General features: G+C 36.3%; 19 protein-coding genes. 9 read left to right on the top strand and 10 right to left on the bottom strand.

What is annotated here, in order from left to right; translation table 11 throughout:
• Positions 1–61: 61 nt before the first annotated feature.
• The 3 genes from IIF7_RS13505 to IIF7_RS13495 form a co-directional block, all read right to left on the bottom strand.
• A complete protein-coding gene (locus IIF7_RS13505) occupies positions 62–1,444 on the bottom strand; it encodes an OmpA family protein (RefSeq protein WP_084842228.1) in 1,383 nt (460 codons plus the stop codon).
• A gap of 178 nt (positions 1,445–1,622) precedes the next feature.
• Positions 1,623–2,819: a glycine C-acetyltransferase gene (kbl, locus tag IIF7_RS13500; RefSeq protein WP_084842227.1), complete on the bottom strand. Its 1,197-nt coding sequence runs from the start codon at positions 2,817–2,819 to the stop codon at positions 1,623–1,625.
• Between the two features lie 40 nt (positions 2,820–2,859).
• Positions 2,860–5,982 carry a UvrD-helicase domain-containing protein gene (locus tag IIF7_RS13495; RefSeq protein ID WP_084842226.1) on the bottom strand — a complete coding sequence of 1,041 codons (3,123 nt, stop codon included), beginning with the start codon at positions 5,980–5,982 and terminating at the stop codon, positions 2,860–2,862.
• A 156-nt stretch (positions 5,983–6,138) separates the two neighbouring features.
• Here IIF7_RS13495 and IIF7_RS13490 point away from each other — a divergent pair, with 156 nt between their 5' ends.
• Positions 6,139–6,747: a superoxide dismutase gene (locus IIF7_RS13490; protein WP_084842225.1), complete on the top strand. Its 609-nt coding sequence runs from the start codon at positions 6,139–6,141 to the stop codon at positions 6,745–6,747.
• Positions 6,748–7,023: 276 nt separating this feature from the next.
• On the opposite strand, the gene IIF7_RS13485 is transcribed toward IIF7_RS13490, so the two are convergent.
• From IIF7_RS13485 to purN, 4 genes are all read right to left on the bottom strand, one after another.
• Positions 7,024–8,922 carry an amidophosphoribosyltransferase gene (locus IIF7_RS13485; RefSeq protein ID WP_084842224.1) on the bottom strand — a complete coding sequence of 633 codons (1,899 nt, stop codon included), beginning with the start codon at positions 8,920–8,922 and terminating at the stop codon, positions 7,024–7,026.
• A 186-nt stretch (positions 8,923–9,108) separates the two neighbouring features.
• Positions 9,109–10,032: a PfkB family carbohydrate kinase gene (locus IIF7_RS13480; RefSeq protein WP_084842330.1), complete on the bottom strand. Its 924-nt coding sequence runs from the start codon at positions 10,030–10,032 to the stop codon at positions 9,109–9,111.
• Positions 10,033–10,115: 83 nt separating this feature from the next.
• Positions 10,116–10,577, bottom strand: a complete 462-nt coding sequence (rnhA, locus tag IIF7_RS13475) for a ribonuclease HI (protein ID WP_084842223.1) — start codon at positions 10,575–10,577, stop codon at positions 10,116–10,118.
• Between the two features lie 3 nt (positions 10,578–10,580).
• Positions 10,581–11,180, bottom strand: coding sequence for a phosphoribosylglycinamide formyltransferase (gene purN, locus IIF7_RS13470; RefSeq protein WP_084842222.1), 600 nt, complete (start codon positions 11,178–11,180; stop codon positions 10,581–10,583).
• A gap of 147 nt (positions 11,181–11,327) precedes the next feature.
• Here purN and IIF7_RS13465 point away from each other — a divergent pair, with 147 nt between their 5' ends.
• The 5 genes from IIF7_RS13465 (at position 11,328) to pyk (ending at position 15,606) form a co-directional block, all read left to right on the top strand.
• On the top strand, positions 11,328–11,564 hold the full coding sequence (locus IIF7_RS13465) for an acyl carrier protein (RefSeq protein WP_013069791.1): 237 nt from the start codon (positions 11,328–11,330) through the stop codon (positions 11,562–11,564).
• 15 nt (positions 11,565–11,579) lie between these two features.
• Positions 11,580–12,833, top strand: coding sequence for a beta-ketoacyl-ACP synthase II (fabF, locus tag IIF7_RS13460; protein WP_084842221.1), 1,254 nt, complete (start codon positions 11,580–11,582; stop codon positions 12,831–12,833).
• Positions 12,834–12,839: 6 nt separating this feature from the next.
• Positions 12,840–13,571: a ribonuclease III gene (rnc, locus tag IIF7_RS13455; RefSeq protein ID WP_084842220.1), complete on the top strand. Its 732-nt coding sequence runs from the start codon at positions 12,840–12,842 to the stop codon at positions 13,569–13,571.
• 116 nt (positions 13,572–13,687) lie between these two features.
• Complete coding sequence (locus IIF7_RS13450) at positions 13,688–14,176, top strand: IPExxxVDY family protein (protein WP_084842219.1); 489 nt, start codon at positions 13,688–13,690, stop codon at positions 14,174–14,176.
• Positions 14,176–15,606 (top strand): pyruvate kinase, encoded by a 1,431-nt coding sequence (pyk, locus tag IIF7_RS13445; RefSeq protein ID WP_084842218.1) that lies wholly within the window; start codon positions 14,176–14,178, stop codon positions 15,604–15,606. Before IIF7_RS13450 ends, pyk begins: the two co-directional genes overlap by 1 nt.
• A 99-nt stretch (positions 15,607–15,705) precedes the next feature.
• Here pyk and dinB read toward each other — a convergent pair whose 3' ends face one another.
• Positions 15,706–16,794, bottom strand: a complete 1,089-nt coding sequence (gene dinB / locus IIF7_RS13440; RefSeq protein ID WP_084842217.1) for a DNA polymerase IV — start codon at positions 16,792–16,794, stop codon at positions 15,706–15,708.
• Between the two features lie 97 nt (positions 16,795–16,891).
• On the opposite strand from dinB, the gene IIF7_RS13435 reads away from it, so the two are divergent.
• Genes IIF7_RS13435 through IIF7_RS13425 form a run of 3 tightly spaced genes read left to right on the top strand, consistent with a single transcriptional unit; the run spans position 16,892 to position 18,508 of the window.
• Positions 16,892–17,566 carry an NAD(P)H-binding protein gene (locus IIF7_RS13435; protein ID WP_084842216.1) on the top strand — a complete coding sequence of 225 codons (675 nt, stop codon included), beginning with the start codon at positions 16,892–16,894 and terminating at the stop codon, positions 17,564–17,566.
• On the top strand, positions 17,553–18,020 hold the full coding sequence (locus IIF7_RS13430) for a CYTH domain-containing protein (protein ID WP_084842215.1): 468 nt from the start codon (positions 17,553–17,555) through the stop codon (positions 18,018–18,020). Before IIF7_RS13435 ends, IIF7_RS13430 begins: the two co-directional genes overlap by 14 nt.
• Positions 18,021–18,037: 17 nt before the next feature.
• A complete protein-coding gene (locus tag IIF7_RS13425; protein WP_084842329.1) occupies positions 18,038–18,508 on the top strand; it encodes a YciI family protein in 471 nt (156 codons plus the stop codon).
• Here IIF7_RS13425 and trxA read toward each other — a convergent pair.
• Together trxA and IIF7_RS13415 are read right to left on the bottom strand one after the other, a co-directional pair.
• Entirely contained in the window at positions 18,505–18,801 is a 297-nt protein-coding gene (trxA, locus tag IIF7_RS13420; RefSeq protein ID WP_084842214.1) for a thioredoxin, read from the bottom strand. The genes IIF7_RS13425 and trxA overlap by 4 nt on opposite strands.
• A gap of 189 nt (positions 18,802–18,990) precedes the next feature.
• Positions 18,991–20,103 (bottom strand): adenylate/guanylate cyclase domain-containing protein, encoded by a 1,113-nt coding sequence (locus IIF7_RS13415; protein WP_084842213.1) that lies wholly within the window; start codon positions 20,101–20,103, stop codon positions 18,991–18,993.
• Positions 20,104–20,220 lie beyond the last annotated feature (117 nt).

Below are 20,220 nucleotides of genomic sequence, written 5' to 3'. Positions count from 1 at the left end.
GCGTTTTTTTGAGATTTATAGTGTTTCTAACAATTGTTTGTTAGTAAACCTATAAAGGTTTTTAGTCTTCTACTAAAGAGATTTCAACTCTTCTGTTTTCTTGTCTACCAGCATCGGTGCTGTTAGTTGCAATTGGTCTGGTTTCTCCATAACCTTCAGAAGTTAATCTATCTGCAGGAATACCTGCTCCAACAAGATATTCTCTTACAGAAGCTGCTCTTTCTTTAGAAAGTTTTAGGTTGTAATCGTCACTACCAACACTATCTGTATGACCTTCGATATGGAAAGTAGTATGATCGTATTCTTTCATTATATCGGCGATAGAGTTTAAAGCTTCTTCAGATTCGCTTCTAATTGTTGCTTTATTAAAGTCGAATAAAACAGTGTTAGAGTACTCGTTTAATTCTTTTACGACTTCAGCAGTAGGCTCTGGACATCCATTATTAGCTACAGTTCCTGCAACATCTGGACATTCATCATCTTTATCTGGAACACCATCACCGTCTGAATCTGGACATCCGTTAAATTCTGGAAGACCTGGAGTATCAGGACATTCATCATCTTTGTCTGGTACGCCATCACCATCTGAATCTGGACATCCGTTAAACTCGGCTAAACCTGGAGTTTCTGGACATTCGTCTTCTGGATCTGGAACTCCGTCACCATCAGTATCAGGACATCCGTTAAATTCTGCTAAACCAGGAGTGTTAGGACATTCGTCATCTTTATCTGGGATTCCATCGCCATCTGAATCTGGACATCCGTTAAATTCTGGAAGACCTGGAGTTTCAGGACATTCGTCATCTTTATCATAGATCCCGTCACCATCTGTATCTGTTCCACCAAACATGAACTTAATACCAGCACTGTGTTGGAAGTGTTGTCCCATTTCTGGCTCAAAAGCGTGCTTGTATTTAGACTCTACAAATAATGCAAGATTATCTGTAAACCAAAAGTTGATTCCCAAGCTACCATTTAAAGTAGGAGCGTCGAAGTTTTCAATATCATCTGAATCCTGGTCACCAACCCATGTGTAACCACCACCAACACCAATAACAGGATCAAACCATCCGTTATTTAGCATTGCTCTTAAAGAATAATTGATCGATCCATCTACAGAGTAGTAAGAAAGATCGTTAACAGAACGATCACCGAATTGATCGATTTGATTGATTGATCCGTCGATCTCTGCAACCAATCCAGCTCCTATGTATCTCCCAACAGTAAGTTGTGAAACGGATGGCAAGATGTTCCAGTGGTCACCAGTATTAAAATATTCGTCAAACATTCCGTTACTAAGAGGAGCGCCATTTCCTGTAGGATAAAAATCGACAGCGTTCGTACCAATACCTATAGCCCATGGGTTATTAGCATCCTGTGCATTTGCAGAACTTATACCCAACACGACCATCGATAACAAAAGTAATTTTGAAAGATGTTTCATATCAATAGTTTAGTTTTAAGTGTTAATTACAGCAAAATTAGGTGGTGTTTCGGCATTGCCAAAGTTTGCGGTAATAAAGTTTTCTTAATAATCTACTTGATATCGTTGTGTTGGATATAGATTTTGCTATTATTTTATAAGTTTATTAAGAATATATTTAAAGTCTGCTAAAAAAGAGTTAATCAATTACGCCTAAGGCTTTTCCTACTTTTGTAAATGCAGCAATAGCTTTATCCAGATGTCCTTTCTCGTGAGCGGTAGATAATTGAACTCTAATTCTTGCTTTTTCTTTTGGAACAACCGGATAGAAAAATCCTATTACATAAATGCCTTCTTCTAAAAGTTGATCTGCCATATCCTGTGAAAGTTTTGCATCATAAAGCATTACTGGTACAATAGCAGCATCACCATCGATAATATCAAAACCGGCATCTTTAATCCCTTGCTTAAAATATTTGGTGTTTTCTTTTAGTTTGTTTCTTAGACTGTCATCTTTTTCAAGTAATTCAAAAACTTTTAGAGAAGCGCCTACAATAGAAGGTGCTAAAGAGTTTGAGAATAAATAAGGTCTTGAACGTTGTCTTAAGATCTCGATTATCTCTTTTTTAGCGGTTGTGTAACCACCCATTGCACCACCAAGCGCTTTACCAAGTGTTCCGGTAATAATATCTACACGGCCAAGAACATTTTTCTCTTCTAAAGTTCCAATTCCTTTTTCACCAATAAAACCGGTAGCGTGACATTCGTCGATCATTACCATCGCATCATATTTATCGGCCAGGTCACAAATTTCATCTAGCGGAGCTACAAGTCCGTCCATAGAGAACACACCATCGGTAACGATCAATTTAAAGCGAGCACCATTTTCATTCGCTGCTTTAAGTTGTGCTTCAAGATCTGCCATGTCTCCATTTTGGTAACGATAGCGAGCTGCTTTACAAAGGCGAACACCATCAATAATTGAAGCGTGATTTAGCGAATCTGAAATGATCGCATCTTCCTTTGTTAGCAATGGTTCGAAGATTCCGCCGTTAGCATCAAAACAAGCAGCGTAAAGAATGGTATCTTCAGTTCCGTAGAAATCGGCAATTTTTTGCTCTAATTCTTTATGGATATCCTGAGTTCCGCAGATAAATCGAACGCTGGACATTCCGAATCCGTGCGTATCCATTATGTCTTTTGCAGCCTGAATAACTTCTGGATGCGAAGAAAGCCCAAGGTAATTGTTGGCACAAAAGTTAATAACTTCCTGCCCGGTATTTATTTTTATAACAGCATCTTGCGGAGTCGTAATGATACGCTCTCTTTTAAACAATCCGTTATCTTTAATTTCTTCTATTTCGTTTTGAAGATGTTCTTTAATAGCTCCGTACATAGTTAGGTGATTTGATTTTTGGCAAAATTAAGTATCTCTTTTAAACAAACCGAAGGGAAATCGCTTTGTTTGTGTACACAAGTATTTTCTTATCAACCTGAAATCCCATTCTTGTAAGCGTTTCGCCGTAATTATTGATCTGGCGCTCGTGTTTAGCATCAAAAGCACCGGTTTTATAATCGATGACGCTTACCAACTGGCCGTCAAAATTTAAGCGATCTGGGCGTAATCGCTCGCCATTTTCAGTGATAATATCTCTTTCGTTATGGTTTTTTACGGCTTCAGAAAAATAAATTTCAAGCTCTGGATGGGTAATAATACTTTGTAAAAGTGATTCGATCTTATCTGAGACTTCTTCAGCAATAACTCCGTTTGCGATAGCATTTTTAAGTACCGGTTTTAGATCTTTTTCGGTATTAATTTCAGCTAAAAGATCATGGATAATTTCCCCTTTTTCGATCGCTTCCTGCTGTTTGGTATCCCACAGGCTTCCCGATCTGGTTACAATATTTACCGCCTGATTTTGAGTTGCTGAAGAATAAAAATGTTGTAAAGCGATGCCTGAGTTTTCTTTTTCTTCGGAAGTTGGAGCATCTATTTCACCAAATTCGTAATTTGATTGCTCGTCGTTCCAAATGCCATTTCGCTTTAAATAACCAATAAGTAATCCTGAAGTTTTATTGGGATATTCATTACCGCTTCGATCCAGGTCGAGTTTCGATAAAATATAGAGCTGTTTTATAGGGCGTGTACAGGCAACGTACAGCACATTCAACGTATCTAATTCATTCTGAAAAAGTAACTGTGTGTATAAAGCATCGGGAATTTCGCCCCAATTTTCCATTTTGGATGAAGCGTTGATGTAGCTTACCGGAATATCATTTAGGTTTCCGTCATTTGGTACCCAAAGTGAATCTTTTCGTGTGTCTTTAAAATCTGAATTTGCAAAAGGATAAATTACAATAGGGAATTCCAGTCCTTTGGCTTTATGAATCGTCATGATCGTTACCGCGTTTTCCTGCTGCGGAGCGATAATGCTGAGTTTCTCCTTTTCCTGCTCCCAAATTTCTAAGAATCCCTGAATTCCTTCGGTATCTTTTTGAGTAGTTTCGTAAACAAAATCCATGAAAAACTGAATGTAAGCATTCGAATCTTTTACCAGCCCAAAACTTCTAATGATGTATTCGCAACTTTCGTAAACCGAGTATTCATTTAAAAAATCGAGGTTAAAATCGAATTCATAATCTTGTAACCAGCTAAAAAAATCGGTTCCGTTTTCACTAATCTTAGCTGAAATTACCGAGTGCGGATCTTCAAGTCGCAATAAATATTCCTGCAGAAACCCGAAAATCGATAATTTGAGCTCATTATTTTCTGGAGTGATCGAAAATTTTAAAAGGTCACAGATAAAATGAACTTCAGGCGAACGAGAAATCAATAACGTTTCAGAAGAAACCAGATCAATCTCTTTTTCATTTAAAGCAGAGGCGATTGCCACACCTTCAGATTTTCTTCGGGTAAGGATACAAATATCAGATCGTTTAAAGTCCTTTGCATCAAGATTGTTAATAATTTCGATCACTTTTTCAGGATACACTTCCTGCTCTTCTTCACGATTTTCAGCTTCAATAAACCCAATATTCACATAACCCGAGCCCGATTTTTTAGGATTTTGGGCACTTTGTTTAAAAAGTTTGCTGTATTCTGGTTGCCCAAGAAAATCGGCCGCATAACCAAAAAACTGGTTGTTGAAATTCACAATTTCGGCAGCGCTTCGATAATTATCAGGCAAATTAAAAACCTGTTTTTCGATCTGAAATGGATTGCCCTCATTACTTAAATCGATAAATTGTTCGGCTTTACCGCCACGCCAGCGATAGATCGATTGCTTGGCATCGCCCACCAGCATTAAGCTCGAGGTCTCATCAGGTAGAGATTCCATCGAAAGTTTGTTGTCGATAAGCGGAATTAGATTTTCCCACTGCATTTGCGAGGTGTCCTGAAATTCGTCGATAAAATAATTCTGATAACGCTCTCCCAAACGTTCGTAGATAAACGGCGCAGGCTGGTCTTTCACCTGTGCGCTAATCATTGGATTAAATTCTGAAATTAGAAGAATTTGACGCTCTTCTTTTATTTCCTGAATTTCTCGATTTAGGGCATTTAATAATGAAAGCTGAGTAAGACGTTTGCCGATTTCAGTATAAAACTCTAAACTGAAAAATAGTTTTTTAGTCTGAATAAATAGATCTAGAATTTGTGGTACGATGGCATCGCCAAGTGCCATTTTTCCTTTTTTTAGCGGTAAAATACCTTCGATTTCCAGTTTTTCTATCCATTTTGAAGTGAAATTTGGTGTTTCGTTGGCTTTTAATTTCAGAAAATGCTTGGGCAAATATTGTCCGCTAAAATCTGTTGGGTCAATTCCGCTATCGGCGATCAGTTCAAAAAATTGATCTGATTTTTGACCAATTTCAGCCTGATTATTTTTGATTTGTTGTTTCAGTTTTTTGCTGAAAGTTTCAAAATCTTCCAGCGTTTTTGGCTGAAGCTGTTTTAAGTAAAATTGATTATTCTCGTTTACCAGAAGTTTAGCGATTTCTAACAAATCCCGACCAATATCCCAACTTTTATCATCATCGGCCTTGCTCAGTGAAAAATCAACCAGCACTTTGGTAAGTTTTTCGTCGTTTCCGGTACGATTTATTAGGCGGTCTACAGCCTCGTTCAGGATTTTATCGGTGTCCAATTCTACTTCAAAATTCACGGGCAAACCAAGATCTTTGGCAAAGGTTCTTAGTACGCGATGTGTAAATCCATCGATCGTAGAAACTTCAAAAGCCGCATAATTATGAATGATATTCTTTAAAATTGCGACCGATTTTTGCTGAATTTCTTCCGTAGTATGTTCTGTTTCATTTGCAACAGCTTCTAAGAGCGCTCTTGAACTTTCAGGGACAGGATTTTTATTGAAAGCATAAAGACTTTCAACGATCCTAGATTTCATTTCGGCTACTGCCTTATTCGTAAAAGTAATGGCAAGGATATTTTTATAGCTATCTGTCTTACCAGATTTAAAAAGTAAACTTAAGTACGATTTTACAAGCGTAAAAGTTTTACCCGATCCTGCGGAAGCGTTGTATATAGTGAAATTATTAGCCAAGATTGAAAATAAATGTGTGATTTAAAGGTAAGGTAAAATTGATTTTATAATAGCCTAAGCTTTTAAGTATTTTATAACATTTAAATGTTTCCATTGCAAGGCTTAATACTTAAATTTGAGTGAATTTATTACTAATCGCTAAAAAAATATAAGACTATGGCATTTGCGTTACCAGAGCTTAAATACGCATTCGATGCGTTAGAGCCACATATAGATGCAAAAACAATGGAAATTCACCATGATAAACATCATGCTGGATACACCACAAAATTAAACGGAGCAATTGAAGGAACCGATCTTGAGGGTAAAACTATCGAGAATATTCTTAAAAATTTAGACCTTTCTAATAGCGCCGTTAGAAATAATGGAGGTGGTTTTTACAATCACTCATTATTCTGGGAAATTATGTCTCCTGATGGAGGTGGAAAGCCAGAAGGTGAATTAGCAGAAGCTATTGATAGTGCTTTTGGTTCTTTTGAAGCTTTTAAAGAAGAATTTTCTAACGCTGCAGCTACTCAGTTTGGTTCAGGATGGGCATGGTTATGTGTTCATGACGGTGGAAAATTAGAAATCTGCTCTACTCCAAATCAGGACAATCCATTAATGCCTGAAGTTGGATGTGGCGGAACTCCAATCTTAGGATTAGATGTTTGGGAACATGCTTACTACCTAAACTATCAAAATAAGCGTCCTGCTTACATCGATGCATTCTTTAACGTGATCGATTGGAAAGAAGTAGCAAGTCGCTATGCAAAAGAAAAATAGTTAAGTAATTAATTGTTAAAGTTCGGGAGAGGCTGTTCGTAAGAACGGCCTTTTTTGATTTATAAGGGTAAAAAAAATTAGTGCTGAAATTAGCTAATTTGGACAGTTAGAAAAGTATATAAAATAAAAAAGGCGGATTGTTATCCACCTTTTTTGCCCCAAATCTACCATGAACTTAACCTACTTAAATTTTATGGCAAGACTAATATAGATATATTGCTTATTCGTTTAAAAACTTTTAGATAAAAGACCTATAAAATAGTTGAAATACATTTTTTAGTAAGCTCTATCTTTATTTCCTTCAAAAAAGTTTATAAATGCTCTGTTTACAACTCGGTTTCCTCCAGGAGTTGGGTATTCTCCCGTGAAGTACCAATCCCCAAGATTTTTAGGGCAGGCTTTATGTAAATTGTCTACAGATTGGTAGATCACTTTTACATCTGCCTCTACAGTTGGCTCGCTTAATAGCTCAGATATTTTTTCTGAAATTTGCTCGTCTGTAAATGGTTCGTAAATCTCTTTTACAAAGTTTTGAACGTCTTTATCTTTAAGGTTTACCTGTTGTTTACACTTGTTGTAAACTTCTTCAACTAAATCGTATTTACCATTTTCTTTAAGTAAATCTAAAGCTGCTCTAAAAGCTACAAGATCTTCCAGGCGGGCCATATCGATACCGTAACAATCTGGGTAACGAATTTGTGGAGCTGAAGAAACTACAACGATTTGTTTAGGGTTAAGACGATCCATCATTTTAATGATACTCTTCTTTAAAGTAGTACCTCTTACAATACTATCATCTATAATTACCAGATTATCATCCTTCTTTATTACCCCGTATGTTACATCGTAAACGTGTGCTACAAGATCGTCACGGCTACTATCTTCAGTAATAAAAGTTCTAAGCTTTACGTCTTTAATAGCGATTTTCTCGGTTCTTAAACGATGGGCTAAAATTTCCTGAAGACGCTCATCGGTTAAGTTTTCTTTTTCAGCTAAAATCGCTTCGTTTTTCTGGCGGTTTAATTCGTCCTGTGCGGCTTCAACCATTCCGTAGAAAGAAGTTTCAGCAGTATTAGGGATAAAAGAGAAAACTGTATTTATGGTGTCATAATTAATGGCCTTAAGTACTTCAGGCATTAGTAATCTACCTAACATTTTACGCTCTTTATAAATTTCAGCATCACTTCCTCTAGAGAAATAAATACGCTCAAAAGAACAGGCTTTTCTTTCTAGTGGTTCGATGATCTTAGTGATCGAAACATCGCCGTTCTTTTTAGTGATAATGGCATGCCCTGGGTCCAGCTCCTTAATATCTTCAAAATTTAAGTTGAAAACAGTTTGAATTACCGGTCTTTCTGAAGCTACCACTACAACTTCGTCGTCTTTGTAATAATAACATGGGCGAATTCCTGCAGGATCACGAAGTACAAAAGAATCTCCATGTCCCATTAGGCCAGCCATAGCATAACCGCCATCCCAGTTTTTAGAAGATTTTTTAAGGATTTTGGCAACATTAAGCTGCTCTGCAATATGCGGAGAAGCATCTTGTTTACTGTAGCCTTCTTTCTTTAATTTTTTGTATAATTTTCTAACTTCAGAATCTAAAAAGTGACCAATTTTTTCCATAATGGTCACGGTGTCTGCTTTCTCTTTTGGGTGTTGCCCAAGTTCAACCAGGTTATTAAAAAGCTGGTTAACATTGGTCATGTTAAAGTTTCCTGCAACAATTAGGTTACGGTGCATCCAGTTGTTTTGTCTTAAAAACGGGTGAACACTTTCAATACTGTTTTTTCCAAATGTACCATAGCGAACGTGGCCTAAGAAAAGTTCTCCTAAATATGGGATCTTTCTTTTTTGAAGCGCAACATCATCGGCATATTCTGGATGTTCTTTCATCTCGTCGTTAATACGCTGATTAATCTGCTCGAAAATATCCTGAATTGGTTGTGCCTGGTTAGAACGAATTCTACTAATGTAACGTTCCCCGGGCTGAACGTTTAATTTAATACTGGCAAAACCAGCACCGTCCTGCCCACGGTTATGCTGTTTTTCCATTAACAGGTACATTTTGTTTACGCCGTAAAAAGCAGTACCGTATTTTTCTTTGTAATATTCAAGTGGTTTTAACAGTCTAACCTGTGCAATTCCACATTCGTGTTTAATGGCGTCACTCATAGTTGTATTGTTGCTCCTTGTGGGATTTGTTTACTCGATAATCGAGATTTTTAATGCTGTCCTAATCCCGTATGCCGGGACGGGGTGCTTCTTAATTAATTTTCTATTTCAATATCGATTCTTTGCTAAGCGATACTGAGTTACTTTAGTAACAAAAAAAGCCCTGAAATTACAGGGCGTGTTTATTTATTTTAGCGCTATCTTAAACTGTGTGAGTTTTTTAAACTCTTCCAGTCGCGTGTTTATTTCTTCTTCAGAAAGATTTTTCATGCGTTCGGTTCCAAATTTTTCTACGCAAAACGAAGCAAGATTTGAACCATAAATTATAGCATTCTTTAAATTTTCAAAAGAAATATCATCTGTATGTGCTAAATAGCCAATAAATCCGCCAGCAAAAGTATCACCTGCGCCGGTTGGATCAAAAACTTCTTCTAAAGGTAAAGCAGGGGCAAAAAATACATTCTCGTCATGGAAAAGTAAAGCGCCATGCTCTCCTTTTTTAATAACTACATATTTTGGTCCCATTTTCTCGATCACTCTAGCTGCTTTTACTAAAGAGAATTCACCAGAAAGTTGTCTGGCTTCTTCATCGTTAATAGTAATTACATCTACTTTAGCGATTACCTGTTTAAGTTCTTCCAGCGTATTATCCATCCAAAAATTCATAGTATCTAAGACTACAAGTTTTGGGTTTTTAACCTGATCCAGTACACTTAGCTGAACTAACGGGTGTAAGTTTCCAAGCATCACGTATTCTGCATCTCTATAAGATTCTGGAACAACAGGATTAAAATCTGCAAGTACATTTAATTGCGTATCTAAAGTATCGCGAGAATTTAAGTCGTTGTGATATCTACCGCTCCAAAAAAATGTCTTCCCATTTTCAACAATTTCGATACCATCTATATTGATATCTTTTGAAGAAAGAAGATCCAGGTATTTTTGAGGAAAGTCACCACCAACCACAGAGACTACTGCACTATCTACATTAAAGTTTGAAGCCGAAAGGCCTATGTAAGTTCCTGCACCACCAAGAATTTTATCGGTTTTTCCAAAAGGAGTTTCGATAGCATCAAAGGCTACAGTTCCTACAATAACTAGTTTGCTCATAATTGCATTCAAAAATTATGCTGCAAATATACGGTTTGTTTTTCAAGCTGTAAACCAAAAGTTAAATTAGAAGATGTATAAGGTTAATTTTTAAAACCCTCATCTTCTAATAGCTCCTTTTCTTTAGAAGCTTTTACCGCCAGAGCATCGCATCTTTCGTTTTGTGGGTGGTTGTTATGGCCTTTTATCCAGGTGAACGAGACATTATGTTTGCGATACTCTTTTAAAAAGTCTTTCCATAAATCTGCATTCTTACGATCTTTAAAGTTCTTTTTCTCCCACCCAAAAACCCATTTTTTTTCTACAGCATCGGCTACATATTTAGAATCTGTAAATACTCTAATATTAAGATTAGGCTTTTTAAGTTTTTTTAATGCTTCTATAACCGCTAAAAGTTCCATACGATTATTGGTGGTATGCTTAAAACCCTGGGCAAATTCTTTTTTATAGGATTTACCCACCCATTCCATAACTATACCATAGCCACCTGGCCCGGGATTGCCACGGGCGGCTCCATCAGTATAAATTCTAACCTGTTCCTGCAATGCTTAGGAGTCTTTTTGTAGTAATTGTTCTATCACCAAAGGAAAATGATGATGCTCTAATTCGTGGATTTTGGAAGCCAAACTTTCAGGAGAGTCATGTTCTTCTATGCTTGTTTTAGCCTGAAGTATATGCTCCCCTTCATCATAATGTTCATTTACAAAATGAATAGTAATACCGCTTTCTTTCTCTTTATTAGAAATTATAGCCTCATGTACCCGCATTCCGTACATCCCTTTTCCTCCATAATTAGGTAATAAGGCGGGATGGACATTAATAATACGATTAGGGAAATTTTCGATAATGTTTTTAGGTACAATCCATAAGAAGCCAGCAAGAACAATTAGATCTGGATCGATATCTTTTAAGACATGTAATACTTCGTTGGAATGATAAAAGGAATCCCTATCAAAATGTAAGGCCTGTACATCTAAATTATAAGCACGGCGCAAAACTCTGGCGTTTCGTTTGTTCGAGAAGACCGCAACTACCTTAATATTTTCAGAATTTTCGAAATACCGTATAATATTTTCGGTATTTGAACCTGAACCGGAAGCAAATATTACGATTTTTCTTACGTTACTATTATTTGGTTGATCACTCAAAACAAGGCTATTAACAATTATTAGGAGATAAAGTTAACCTCTTTCATCGAAAAATATGTAAATTACCTTCACATTTTTAAAGTAAAAATCGGTTTTAAAATAAAGTTTTTTATTTTTGCCACCTAATCAAAATTAAAATAAAATATTATGTCTGACATTGCATCAAGAGTAAAAGCGATTATCGTTGACAAATTAGGTGTTGATGAGAACGAAGTTGTTAATGAAGCAAGCTTCACCAACGACTTAGGTGCTGATTCATTAGATACTGTGGAATTAATCATGGAATTCGAAAAAGAATTTGATATCCAGATTCCAGACGACCAGGCTGAAAATATCGCAACAGTTGGTCAAGCAATTTCTTATATTGAAGACGCGAAAAAATAAATTTAAAAGATCCATATGGAGTTAAAGCGAGTTGTAATAACGGGCTTGGGTGCCCTTACCCCAATCGGTAACAATATTAGCGAATATTGGGACGGCTTGGTAAATGGTAAAAGTGGTAGTGGCCCTATTACGCATTTCGACCCCGAAAAGTTCAAAACAAAATTCGCTTGTGAACTCAAAAATTTTAATCCATTAGACTACTTCGACAGGAAAGAAGCTAGGAAGTTGGATAAATTTACCCAATATGCCATGGTAGCTTCAGATGAAGCTATCGCAGATTCTGGAATAGACCTAGATGCGGTAGATAAATATCGTGTAGGTGTAATCTGGGGTGCCGGGATTGGTGGATTGGAAACCTTCCAGAACGAAGTGCTTAACTTTGCGGCGGGAGATGGAACTCCAAGATTTAATCCTTTCTTTATTCCTAAAATGATCGCAGATATTGCTCCTGGTAATATCTCTATTAAACATGGTTTTATGGGAGCTAACTACACCACGGTGTCAGCTTGTGCTTCTTCAGCCAATGCAATGATAGACGCATTAAATAATATCCGTTTAGGATATAGCGATGTGATAGTTTCAGGAGGATCAGAAGCTGCTGTTACTATTGCAGGAATGGGAGGATTTAACGCCATGCATGCCCTTTCTACCAGAAACGATAGCCCAGAGACTGCTTCAAGACCTTTTGATGCAACTCGTGATGGTTTCGTTCTAGGTGAAGGTGCCGGTGCGCTTATATTGGAAGAGTATGAGCACGCAAAAGCAAGAGGCGCAAAAATCTATGCTGAAGTAATTGGAGGAGGTCTTTCTTCAGACGCTTATCACATGACGGCTCCGCATCCAGATGGAAACGGTGTTGTTAGAGTGATGGAAAACTGTCTAAGAAATGCTGGTATAAAGCCTGAAGATGTAGATGCGATTAATACGCATGGTACTTCTACTCCTTTAGGGGATGTGGCCGAGTTGAAAGCAATTACTAAAGTTTTTGGAGATCACGCGAAGAATATTAATATCAATTCAACAAAATCGATGACGGGTCACCTTCTTGGTGCTGCCGGTGCGATTGAAGGTATTGCAAGTGTACTTGCCATGCAGCATGGTATAGTGCCACCTACAATTAATCACGAAAATGTTGATGAGAATATCGATTCTTCGTTAAACTTAACCCTTAATAAGGCTCAGGAACGAGAACTAAATATCGTAATGAGTAATACGTTTGGGTTTGGCGGGCATAATGCCTGTGTAGCATTTAGAAAATTAACAGAGTAACTCTTAATGAGTGTTATTCGAAACATATTAAATTCCCGTTCTTCTAAGGGCGGGAATTTTTTTAATTCTCTTCATAAATTACTTGGTTTTCGTCCCAAAGACCTTAATATATACGAGCGTGCTTTTACGCATCGATCTTTAAATATCAAGGACGAGCTGGGAAACCCTATTAATTATGAGCGTCTCGAATTTTTAGGAGATGCTATGTTAGGCTCTGTTATTGCTTCGCATCTTTATCAGGAAGTGCCAGAGGGAGACGAAGGTTATCTTACCAAAATGCGATCTAAGATCGTAAGCCGAAAACATCTTAATGAATTAGGAAAGGATATGAATCTTATAAGATTTGTAAAATCTAATATTCCTAACGATCAATTTGGAGTTAATATTCACGGAAACATTTTTGAAGCTCTTGTAGGAGCAATTTATCTGGATAGAGGTTACAATTACTGCAATAAGTTTATTTATAATAGAGTGATTGAGCCTTATGTTGACATCGAAACTCTTGAAGGAAGAGTAATAAGCTATAAAAGTCTTTTAATAGAGTGGTGCCAAAAGCAAAAAAAGGAATTTAATTATCAGGTTTACGAAGATACAGGTAGAGATGAATTGAAGCACTTTGCCGTGAAATTGTGGATTGATAAAAAAGTAATATCTAAAGCCAGGGCAACTTCTAAAAAGAAAGCAGAGGAAAAAGCATCAAAAAGGGCATATTATGCACTTCAAAATAAAATGAATTAATTTTTGTCATATTCGCTATAACTATAACGTTTTCGTGAAAAATTATGAAAATTAATCAATTTAAATCTTTATTTTTGTCATCGAAACTTTATCTTTAGCCTTAAAGTTGATTTAGCATGCAAGCACATAAAATGTTGCTGGATGATGTAGAAGAAGATGACTTTAAATTAATCGGAATTTATGCCAATTTAGAGCCATATAAAATGGCTTTTTTGCTAAACCGTTTTTTGAGTTTAAAGTTAATGCGCAGCCGCTTTGATGTCGATTTTAATCACAAAGACGCGCAGGCCATGTATGCTTTATTTACGTACAAAGACTTAGCTAATTATAGAGATTACAGCCTTGTAAGCAATAAATTTAAAGGTAAATCCAGAAAGATATTAAACGCTGGTACTTTATTTTTGGAAGAAGAGGTAAGACCTTTAGAGGTAAACCTTATTCCGCAATACAAAAAAGTTGATTTTTTTTTGAAGATAGAAGAAAACATAGAAGATCAACAGGTTCATCGATTGGTGAATCTAATAGGTCGCATTCCCCAGGTACAGGCTGCCTACAAGATCCATGTGGATCAATTAAAATCCAAACAAAATCTAATATTTGAATAATGCCAACAAATAAGAAGACAAAAATAGTTGCCACTTTAGGGCCGGCAACAAGTTCTAAAGACACCTTGAAAGAAATGCTCCAGGCAGGGGTAAATGTTTTCAGGATTAACTTTTCTCACGCTAATTATGATGATGTTAGAGAGCGTGTGCAGATGATTAGAGATCTTAATGAAGAAGAAGGTTTTACTGCTGCGATTTTGGCCGATTTACAAGGGCCTAAATTGCGTGTAGGAACTATGAAAGAAGACGTAGTTGTTGCTAAAGGAGATCAAATTGTTTTTGCTACAGGAGAAAAGTTTGAAGGTTCTAAGGAGCGCGTTTATATGAATTACGATGCTTTTCCTAGAGATGTAAACGAAGGAGAGCGTATTCTTTTAGACGATGGTAAATTGATTTTTGAAGTTGTTAGCACAAATAAAGAAAACGAAGTTGTAGCGAAAGTTATTCAGGGAGGACCTTTAAAATCTAAAAAAGGAGTAAACTTACCAAACACTAATATTTCGTTACCTGCACTTACAGAGAAAGATATTGAAGATGCAAAATTTGCTTGTAGTTTAGAGGTAGATTGGATTGCATTATCTTTTGTAAGACACGAAAAAGATATTATAGAACTTCAGGATTTAATTAAGGAGCATACAGAATATAAAATCCCAATCATTGCGAAGATCGAGAAGCCTGAAGGTGTAGAGAATATCGAAAAAATTGTTGCCTATTGTGATGGTTTAATGGTAGCTCGTGGAGATTTAGGAGTAGAAATTCCGGCTCAGGAAGTACCATTAATTCAGAAGAAATTAGTGCTTGTGGCTAAAAAAGCACGTATCCCGGTAATTATTGCAACCCAGATGATGGAAACAATGATCACCAGTTTAACACCAACCAGAGCAGAGGTTAATGATGTTGCAAACTCGGTTATGGATGGTGCAGATGCTGTGATGCTTAGTGGAGAAACTTCTGTTGGGCAGTATCCGGTACAGGTTATCGAGAAAATGGCTTCAATTTTAACAAGTGTAGAGAATTCTCCATTAATTAAAGTTCCTCACGATCCACCACACGTACGTACAAAAAGATATATTACTAAAGCGGTTTGTTTCCATGCAGCACACATGGCTAACGAGATTAAAGCAAAAGCAATTTGTACCTTAACAAATAGTGGATATACAGCTTTCCAAATCTCTGCCTGGAGACCAGAAAGTCATATTTTAGTTTTCACTCATAATAAGAGAATCCTTAACCGTTTAAGTTTACTTTGGGGTGTTAAGGCATTTTATTACGATAAATATAGCACTACAGACGAGACTATCGATGATATTAACAGCATCGCAAAAACTGGTGGTTTTGTAGAGCAGGGAGATTTTACAATTAATCTTGCAGCGATGCCAATTGCTTCTAAAGGAATGGTAAATACGCTTCGAGTTTCTGAAATTGAGTAATACCCAAACAATTTTTATAAAAGGAAAGACCTCGGATTTAATTCGAGGTTTTTTTTGTTTTATACTGAAGCTGAAATTCGATAAATTAAGCGGTAATTTTTAAAAATCGAATTTTAGCTGAACAACAACTTCCTTTTTCTCTTCTTTTTCTTTCACTGAAGGTTTATCGGTATTCAAATTAGAGAGAGAAATCCCCAACAGTCTAACCGAATCTTTCATTTTTTCCTGGTATAACAAATCTTTGGCCATTTCCAGGATCAAATCTTTGCTGGATATAAAGTAAGAAATGGTTTTACTTCTGGTTTGAAGTGTAAAATCACTATATTTTATTTTTAAAGTTACCGTTTTACCTGCAACTTTACTTTTCTGTAATCTACGTTCTATTTCTTCAGCAATATTTGTAAGTTTTTCAAGCATAAATACTTCCGAAGAAATATTTTCGCTAAAAGTGCGCTCTGCACCAAGGGATTTTCGCATTCGGTTTGGTTTTACTTCGCTTTCATGGATTCCTCTAACCACATTATAATAATATGGGCCGTGTTTACCAAAATGATCGGCCAGATATTCTTCAGATTTCGATTTTAGATCTTTTCCGGTAAAAATTCCCAGTCGGTACATTTTCTCGGCAGTCACTTTTCCTACGCCATAGAATTTTCTAATCTCCAATTGCTCCAAAAACTCTAAAACTTCCTCTGGATTTACCGTTTTCTGGCCATTAGGTTTATTGATATCGCTGGCAACCTTTGCAATAAACTTATTAATCGAAATCCCTGCAGAAGCGTTTAAGCCGGTTTTCTCTCTTATTTTATCCCTAATTTCGCGAGCGATCATGGTTGCGCTTGGGTTTCCCATTTTATTCTCGGTAACGTCGAGATAGGCCTCGTCTAGTGATAGAGGTTCAACCAGATCTGTATACTCAAAAAAGATGCTTCTAATTTGTAGAGAAACTTCCCGGTAGCGCTCAAACCTGGGCTTTACAAAAATAAGTTCTGGGCAATTTCTTCTGGCAATTACCCCGCTCATTGCGCTTCTTACACCAAACTTCCTGGCTTCGTAGCTGGCGGCACTCACCACACCACGTTGTGAACTACCACCAACGGCGATAGGTTTACCACGAAGTTCTGGATTATCATGCTGTTCTACTGAAGCGTAAAAAGCATCCATATCGATATGAATTATCTTGCGCATTTTCACTGTCTTGCAAATTTAATGCTAAAACAATCCAACATGAAAGTACACTAAATGAATTTCGTTATATTTAATAGAACGATCTAAAATTTGCATTATGGAAAAGACAGCTATCGTTTTAGGAGCAACCGGGCTAACAGGCCGGCATTTGGTAGAAGAGCTTTTAAAGAATAGAAATTATACAAAAATAACGTTATTTTCCAGAAGCAAATTTGGCAAAGAGCATCCAAAGCTCGAAGAACGTCTTATCGATGTGCTGAAATTAGAAGATTATAAAGAGGATTTTGATGCACACGATATTTTTTGTTGTGTTGGTACCACTAAAGCAAAAACTCCCGATAAATCGCTTTACAGGAAGATTGATTATGGGATCCCGGTTACCGCAGCAAAGCTAGCCGAAAAAAATGGGGCAGAATGCTTTGTGGTAATTTCAGCTATGGGAGCCGATGCGAATAGCAGTATTTTTTATAATCGCACCAAAGGTGAAATGGAACAGGATGTCATGGAAAAAAACATTCCAAATATTTACATTTTTAGGCCTGCATTAATTGTTGGCGACCGGGAAGAGAAGCGTTTTTTTGAGAAAATTGCCACGCATGCTTTTAAATTATTTAATTTTATCCTTGTAGGGAATCTTAAGAAATATCGATCTGTTAAATCTGAGAATATTGCGAAAGCGATGATGCATGTCTCAAATTTCTGGTATTCAGATTCCATAATTAAATCAGATAAAATAAATCAACTCGCAGCAAAATACGATGGTAGAAATTGAAAGGAAATTTTTAGTAAAATCTAAATTTTTTAAAGAAGAATCTTATCAAAATAATCGCATAAAACAAGGTTTTTTAAATACTAATCCACAACGAACCGTTCGTATAAGAATTAAAGATGAAACTGCCTTTTTAACCGTAAAGGGGAAAAATAATGAAGCTGGTTTAAGTCGTTTTGAATGGGAGAAGGAAATCGATAAAATGGAAGCTGAAGCACTTTTAAATCTCTGCGAACCAGGAATGATCGATAAAACTCGATTTTTAGTAAAATCTGGCAGCCATATATTTGAAGTTGATGAGTTTTATGGTGAAAACGAAGGTTTAATTGTTGCTGAAGTAGAGTTGGAAACCGAAGATGAAGTTTTTGAAAAGCCAGACTGGTTAGGGCAGGAGGTTACGGGAGATCCAAAATATTACAATTCGCAACTCAGTAAAAATCCGTATAAATCATGGTAAACTGTATTCGATTTTTGATGATTTTGAGCCTTATTTTTATTTCATGTAAGGAAGATAAATCAACTTCAGTAAAAGAAATAAAAGAGACAACAAACGAAAAAAATATTTCTGCTGAAGAAATGTCGAAGCAGTTGCAGGAAGATGGTTTTAAAACCTTTACTTATAAAGAAGGCGACACCACTTATTTAATGCAACAATATTATATGGTTTTCTTGAAAGCCGGGCCAAATCGAGATCAGGATTCGCTTAGTTTAGCAAAATTGCAGCAACAGCACATGGCACATTTAGAAAGAATGGCTGTAGAAGGTTATGCCAGTTTAATTGGGCCGTTTGAAGACAGCAGTGATGTAAAAGGAATTGCAGTTTACAATACCAGAACACTAAAAGAAGCCGATAGTTTAGCGAATTTAGATCCTATGGTGAAGGCGGGAAGATTAATTATAGAAGTTCATCCCTGGTGGACGGCAAAAGGCAATAAATTAAATTAAGCCTTAGATTTAATAATATTGATTATATCCTGTTTTTGTAAAACACCAGATTGCCGCCAAAGTTGAGCTCCATTTTTAAACAACATCATTGTAGGAACGCCTCTTACCTGATATTTTGCAGCTAGTTGCTGGTTTTTATCAACATCTATTTTAACGATTTTGATGTTTTCACCAAGCTCGGTCTTTACTTCTTTTAAAATTGGCGCTAAGGTTTTGCACGGCCCACACCAATCGGCATAAAAATCAATTAAAACCGGTTTTTCGTCTGCGATGATATCTCCAAAAGTGCTCATGTTATAAATTTTACTCGATAATCGGGATTAAATGCCAAATAGTTTCGTGCTGAAGTATTTTAATTGTTGGTGTTTTAAGCTGAAATTCGTTAAAATCAGTCTTAATTTTTATCAATTTACAACTTCAGGATTACGTAAAATTAGGAAATTCAGAAGGAAATTAAAATACAATATTGTTAAGTATTGGGCTTATTTTTCAGCAATACAAAAAACATCCACGCTCATTTCTCTACCTTCCAGTTTTTGTGGTCCCAAAGGCTTTACAATAAAGTTTTCGGCTATTTTAGGATTCTCATTAACCTTTCCAGAGATCAGGATTAATTTATCATAGGTTTTACAAAGCCCTTCTATTCTTGATGCTACATTTAAAGTATCGCCATGATAAGCAATTTCACGTTTTATATCACCAACTTCTACAGCGGTTACTAAACCTTGATGTGCGCCGGCTTTAAAAACAGGAATGTGATTGTAGATTTTTAAATAGTGTTGTTTTTTATACTGAAAGCGTTTGTGTACGGCAAAGAAAAACTCGACAGCAAGAGAAGTGTCGTAGCAACGTAATGGCCAGCTTACTACAATTTCGTCACCAACATATTGATAAATCTGAGCATTGTATTTTTTTACAATTTGATTGATGTCCATAAAACTTTCCTGGATAAAAGCACTGTATTTTAGGTGGCCCAGTTTTTCGGCTAATTGTGTAGAATCTTTTAAATCCAGAAACATGAACAATCTATTTTCTTCAGCTGGATAACGGAATTTACCTAGTAGAAAAGGAAGAATTAATCCTGGCCCAAACTTATTGGTCATCTGGCTAATAAAACTTAGCACCAGCGTCATAAATAGCGTGTAGCTTAAGATGATCACATTGTAGAATCTCCAGTTCATTCTTACAATATTTTCGGTGTACTGATTTAAAAAGGTTTCGCTGGCAAATTCAACCACTATAAATCGCAGTAATGAAATAATAATGGTTAATACCCCAAAGTAAAGAATACCACCAACCAGAATATTAAAACCTAAAGATCTATTTCTAAAGAGATGGTTTTTTAGAAAATGATCTGTAATTCCTAAACATAAACCAAGAAATGCTCCCAGGCTTAAAAACAGTGTTAGTACACCACTTATAGAAAGATCTGTAGATCTTCCCATTGCTTGTAGTACAGAGAGTGCGGTTAGGTGAATAATTAAAAACAATAATCCATAAGCAAAAATCCAGAAGATAACTTGTTTGATTATTTTGCTTAAAAATGGATATTGATTTGAAAAGCTATAGAAATTTAGAGCGTAATACTTTCCCATAAGCTGTTTTTGTGATGATCGATGAAAAAAAACTGGATAAGCAAAAGTATAACTTTTAAACGCATTCAGTTTTATTTCTACGATAAATTATACTATAAAACAGCCCCGATGTGAATT

It is taken from the genome of Zunongwangia atlantica 22II14-10F7, assembly GCF_002094855.1.
Lineage (GTDB): Bacteria > Bacteroidota > Bacteroidia > Flavobacteriales > Flavobacteriaceae > Zunongwangia > Zunongwangia atlantica.
The sequence above is the reverse complement of the archived record's forward strand: the minus strand, read 5'-3'. Positions and strand labels throughout refer to the sequence as shown.

Coding starts and splice junctions, on each gene's coding strand:
- IIF7_RS13505 (WP_084842228.1), bottom strand. CDS start 1,444: ATGAAACATCTTTCAAAATTACTTTTGTTATCGATGGTCGTGTTGGGT.
- kbl (WP_084842227.1), bottom strand. CDS start 2,819: ATGTACGGAGCTATTAAAGAACATCTTCAAAACGAAATAGAAGAAATT.
- IIF7_RS13490 (WP_084842225.1), top strand. CDS start 6,139: ATGGCATTTGCGTTACCAGAGCTTAAATACGCATTCGATGCGTTAGAG.
- IIF7_RS13485 (WP_084842224.1), bottom strand. CDS start 8,922: ATGAGTGACGCCATTAAACACGAATGTGGAATTGCACAGGTTAGACTG.
- IIF7_RS13480 (WP_084842330.1), bottom strand. CDS start 10,032: ATGAGCAAACTAGTTATTGTAGGAACTGTAGCCTTTGATGCTATCGAA.
- IIF7_RS13465 (WP_013069791.1), top strand. CDS start 11,328: ATGTCTGACATTGCATCAAGAGTAAAAGCGATTATCGTTGACAAATTA.
- fabF (WP_084842221.1), top strand. CDS start 11,580: ATGGAGTTAAAGCGAGTTGTAATAACGGGCTTGGGTGCCCTTACCCCA.
- rnc (WP_084842220.1), top strand. CDS start 12,840: ATGAGTGTTATTCGAAACATATTAAATTCCCGTTCTTCTAAGGGCGGG.
- IIF7_RS13450 (WP_084842219.1), top strand. CDS start 13,688: ATGCAAGCACATAAAATGTTGCTGGATGATGTAGAAGAAGATGACTTT.
- pyk (WP_084842218.1), top strand. CDS start 14,176: ATGCCAACAAATAAGAAGACAAAAATAGTTGCCACTTTAGGGCCGGCA.
- dinB (WP_084842217.1), bottom strand. CDS start 16,794: ATGCGCAAGATAATTCATATCGATATGGATGCTTTTTACGCTTCAGTA.
- IIF7_RS13435 (WP_084842216.1), top strand. CDS start 16,892: ATGGAAAAGACAGCTATCGTTTTAGGAGCAACCGGGCTAACAGGCCGG.
- IIF7_RS13430 (WP_084842215.1), top strand. CDS start 17,553: ATGGTAGAAATTGAAAGGAAATTTTTAGTAAAATCTAAATTTTTTAAA.
- IIF7_RS13425 (WP_084842329.1), top strand. CDS start 18,038: ATGATTTTGAGCCTTATTTTTATTTCATGTAAGGAAGATAAATCAACT.
- trxA (WP_084842214.1), bottom strand. CDS start 18,801: ATGAGCACTTTTGGAGATATCATCGCAGACGAAAAACCGGTTTTAATT.
- IIF7_RS13415 (WP_084842213.1), bottom strand. CDS start 20,103: ATGGGAAAGTATTACGCTCTAAATTTCTATAGCTTTTCAAATCAATAT.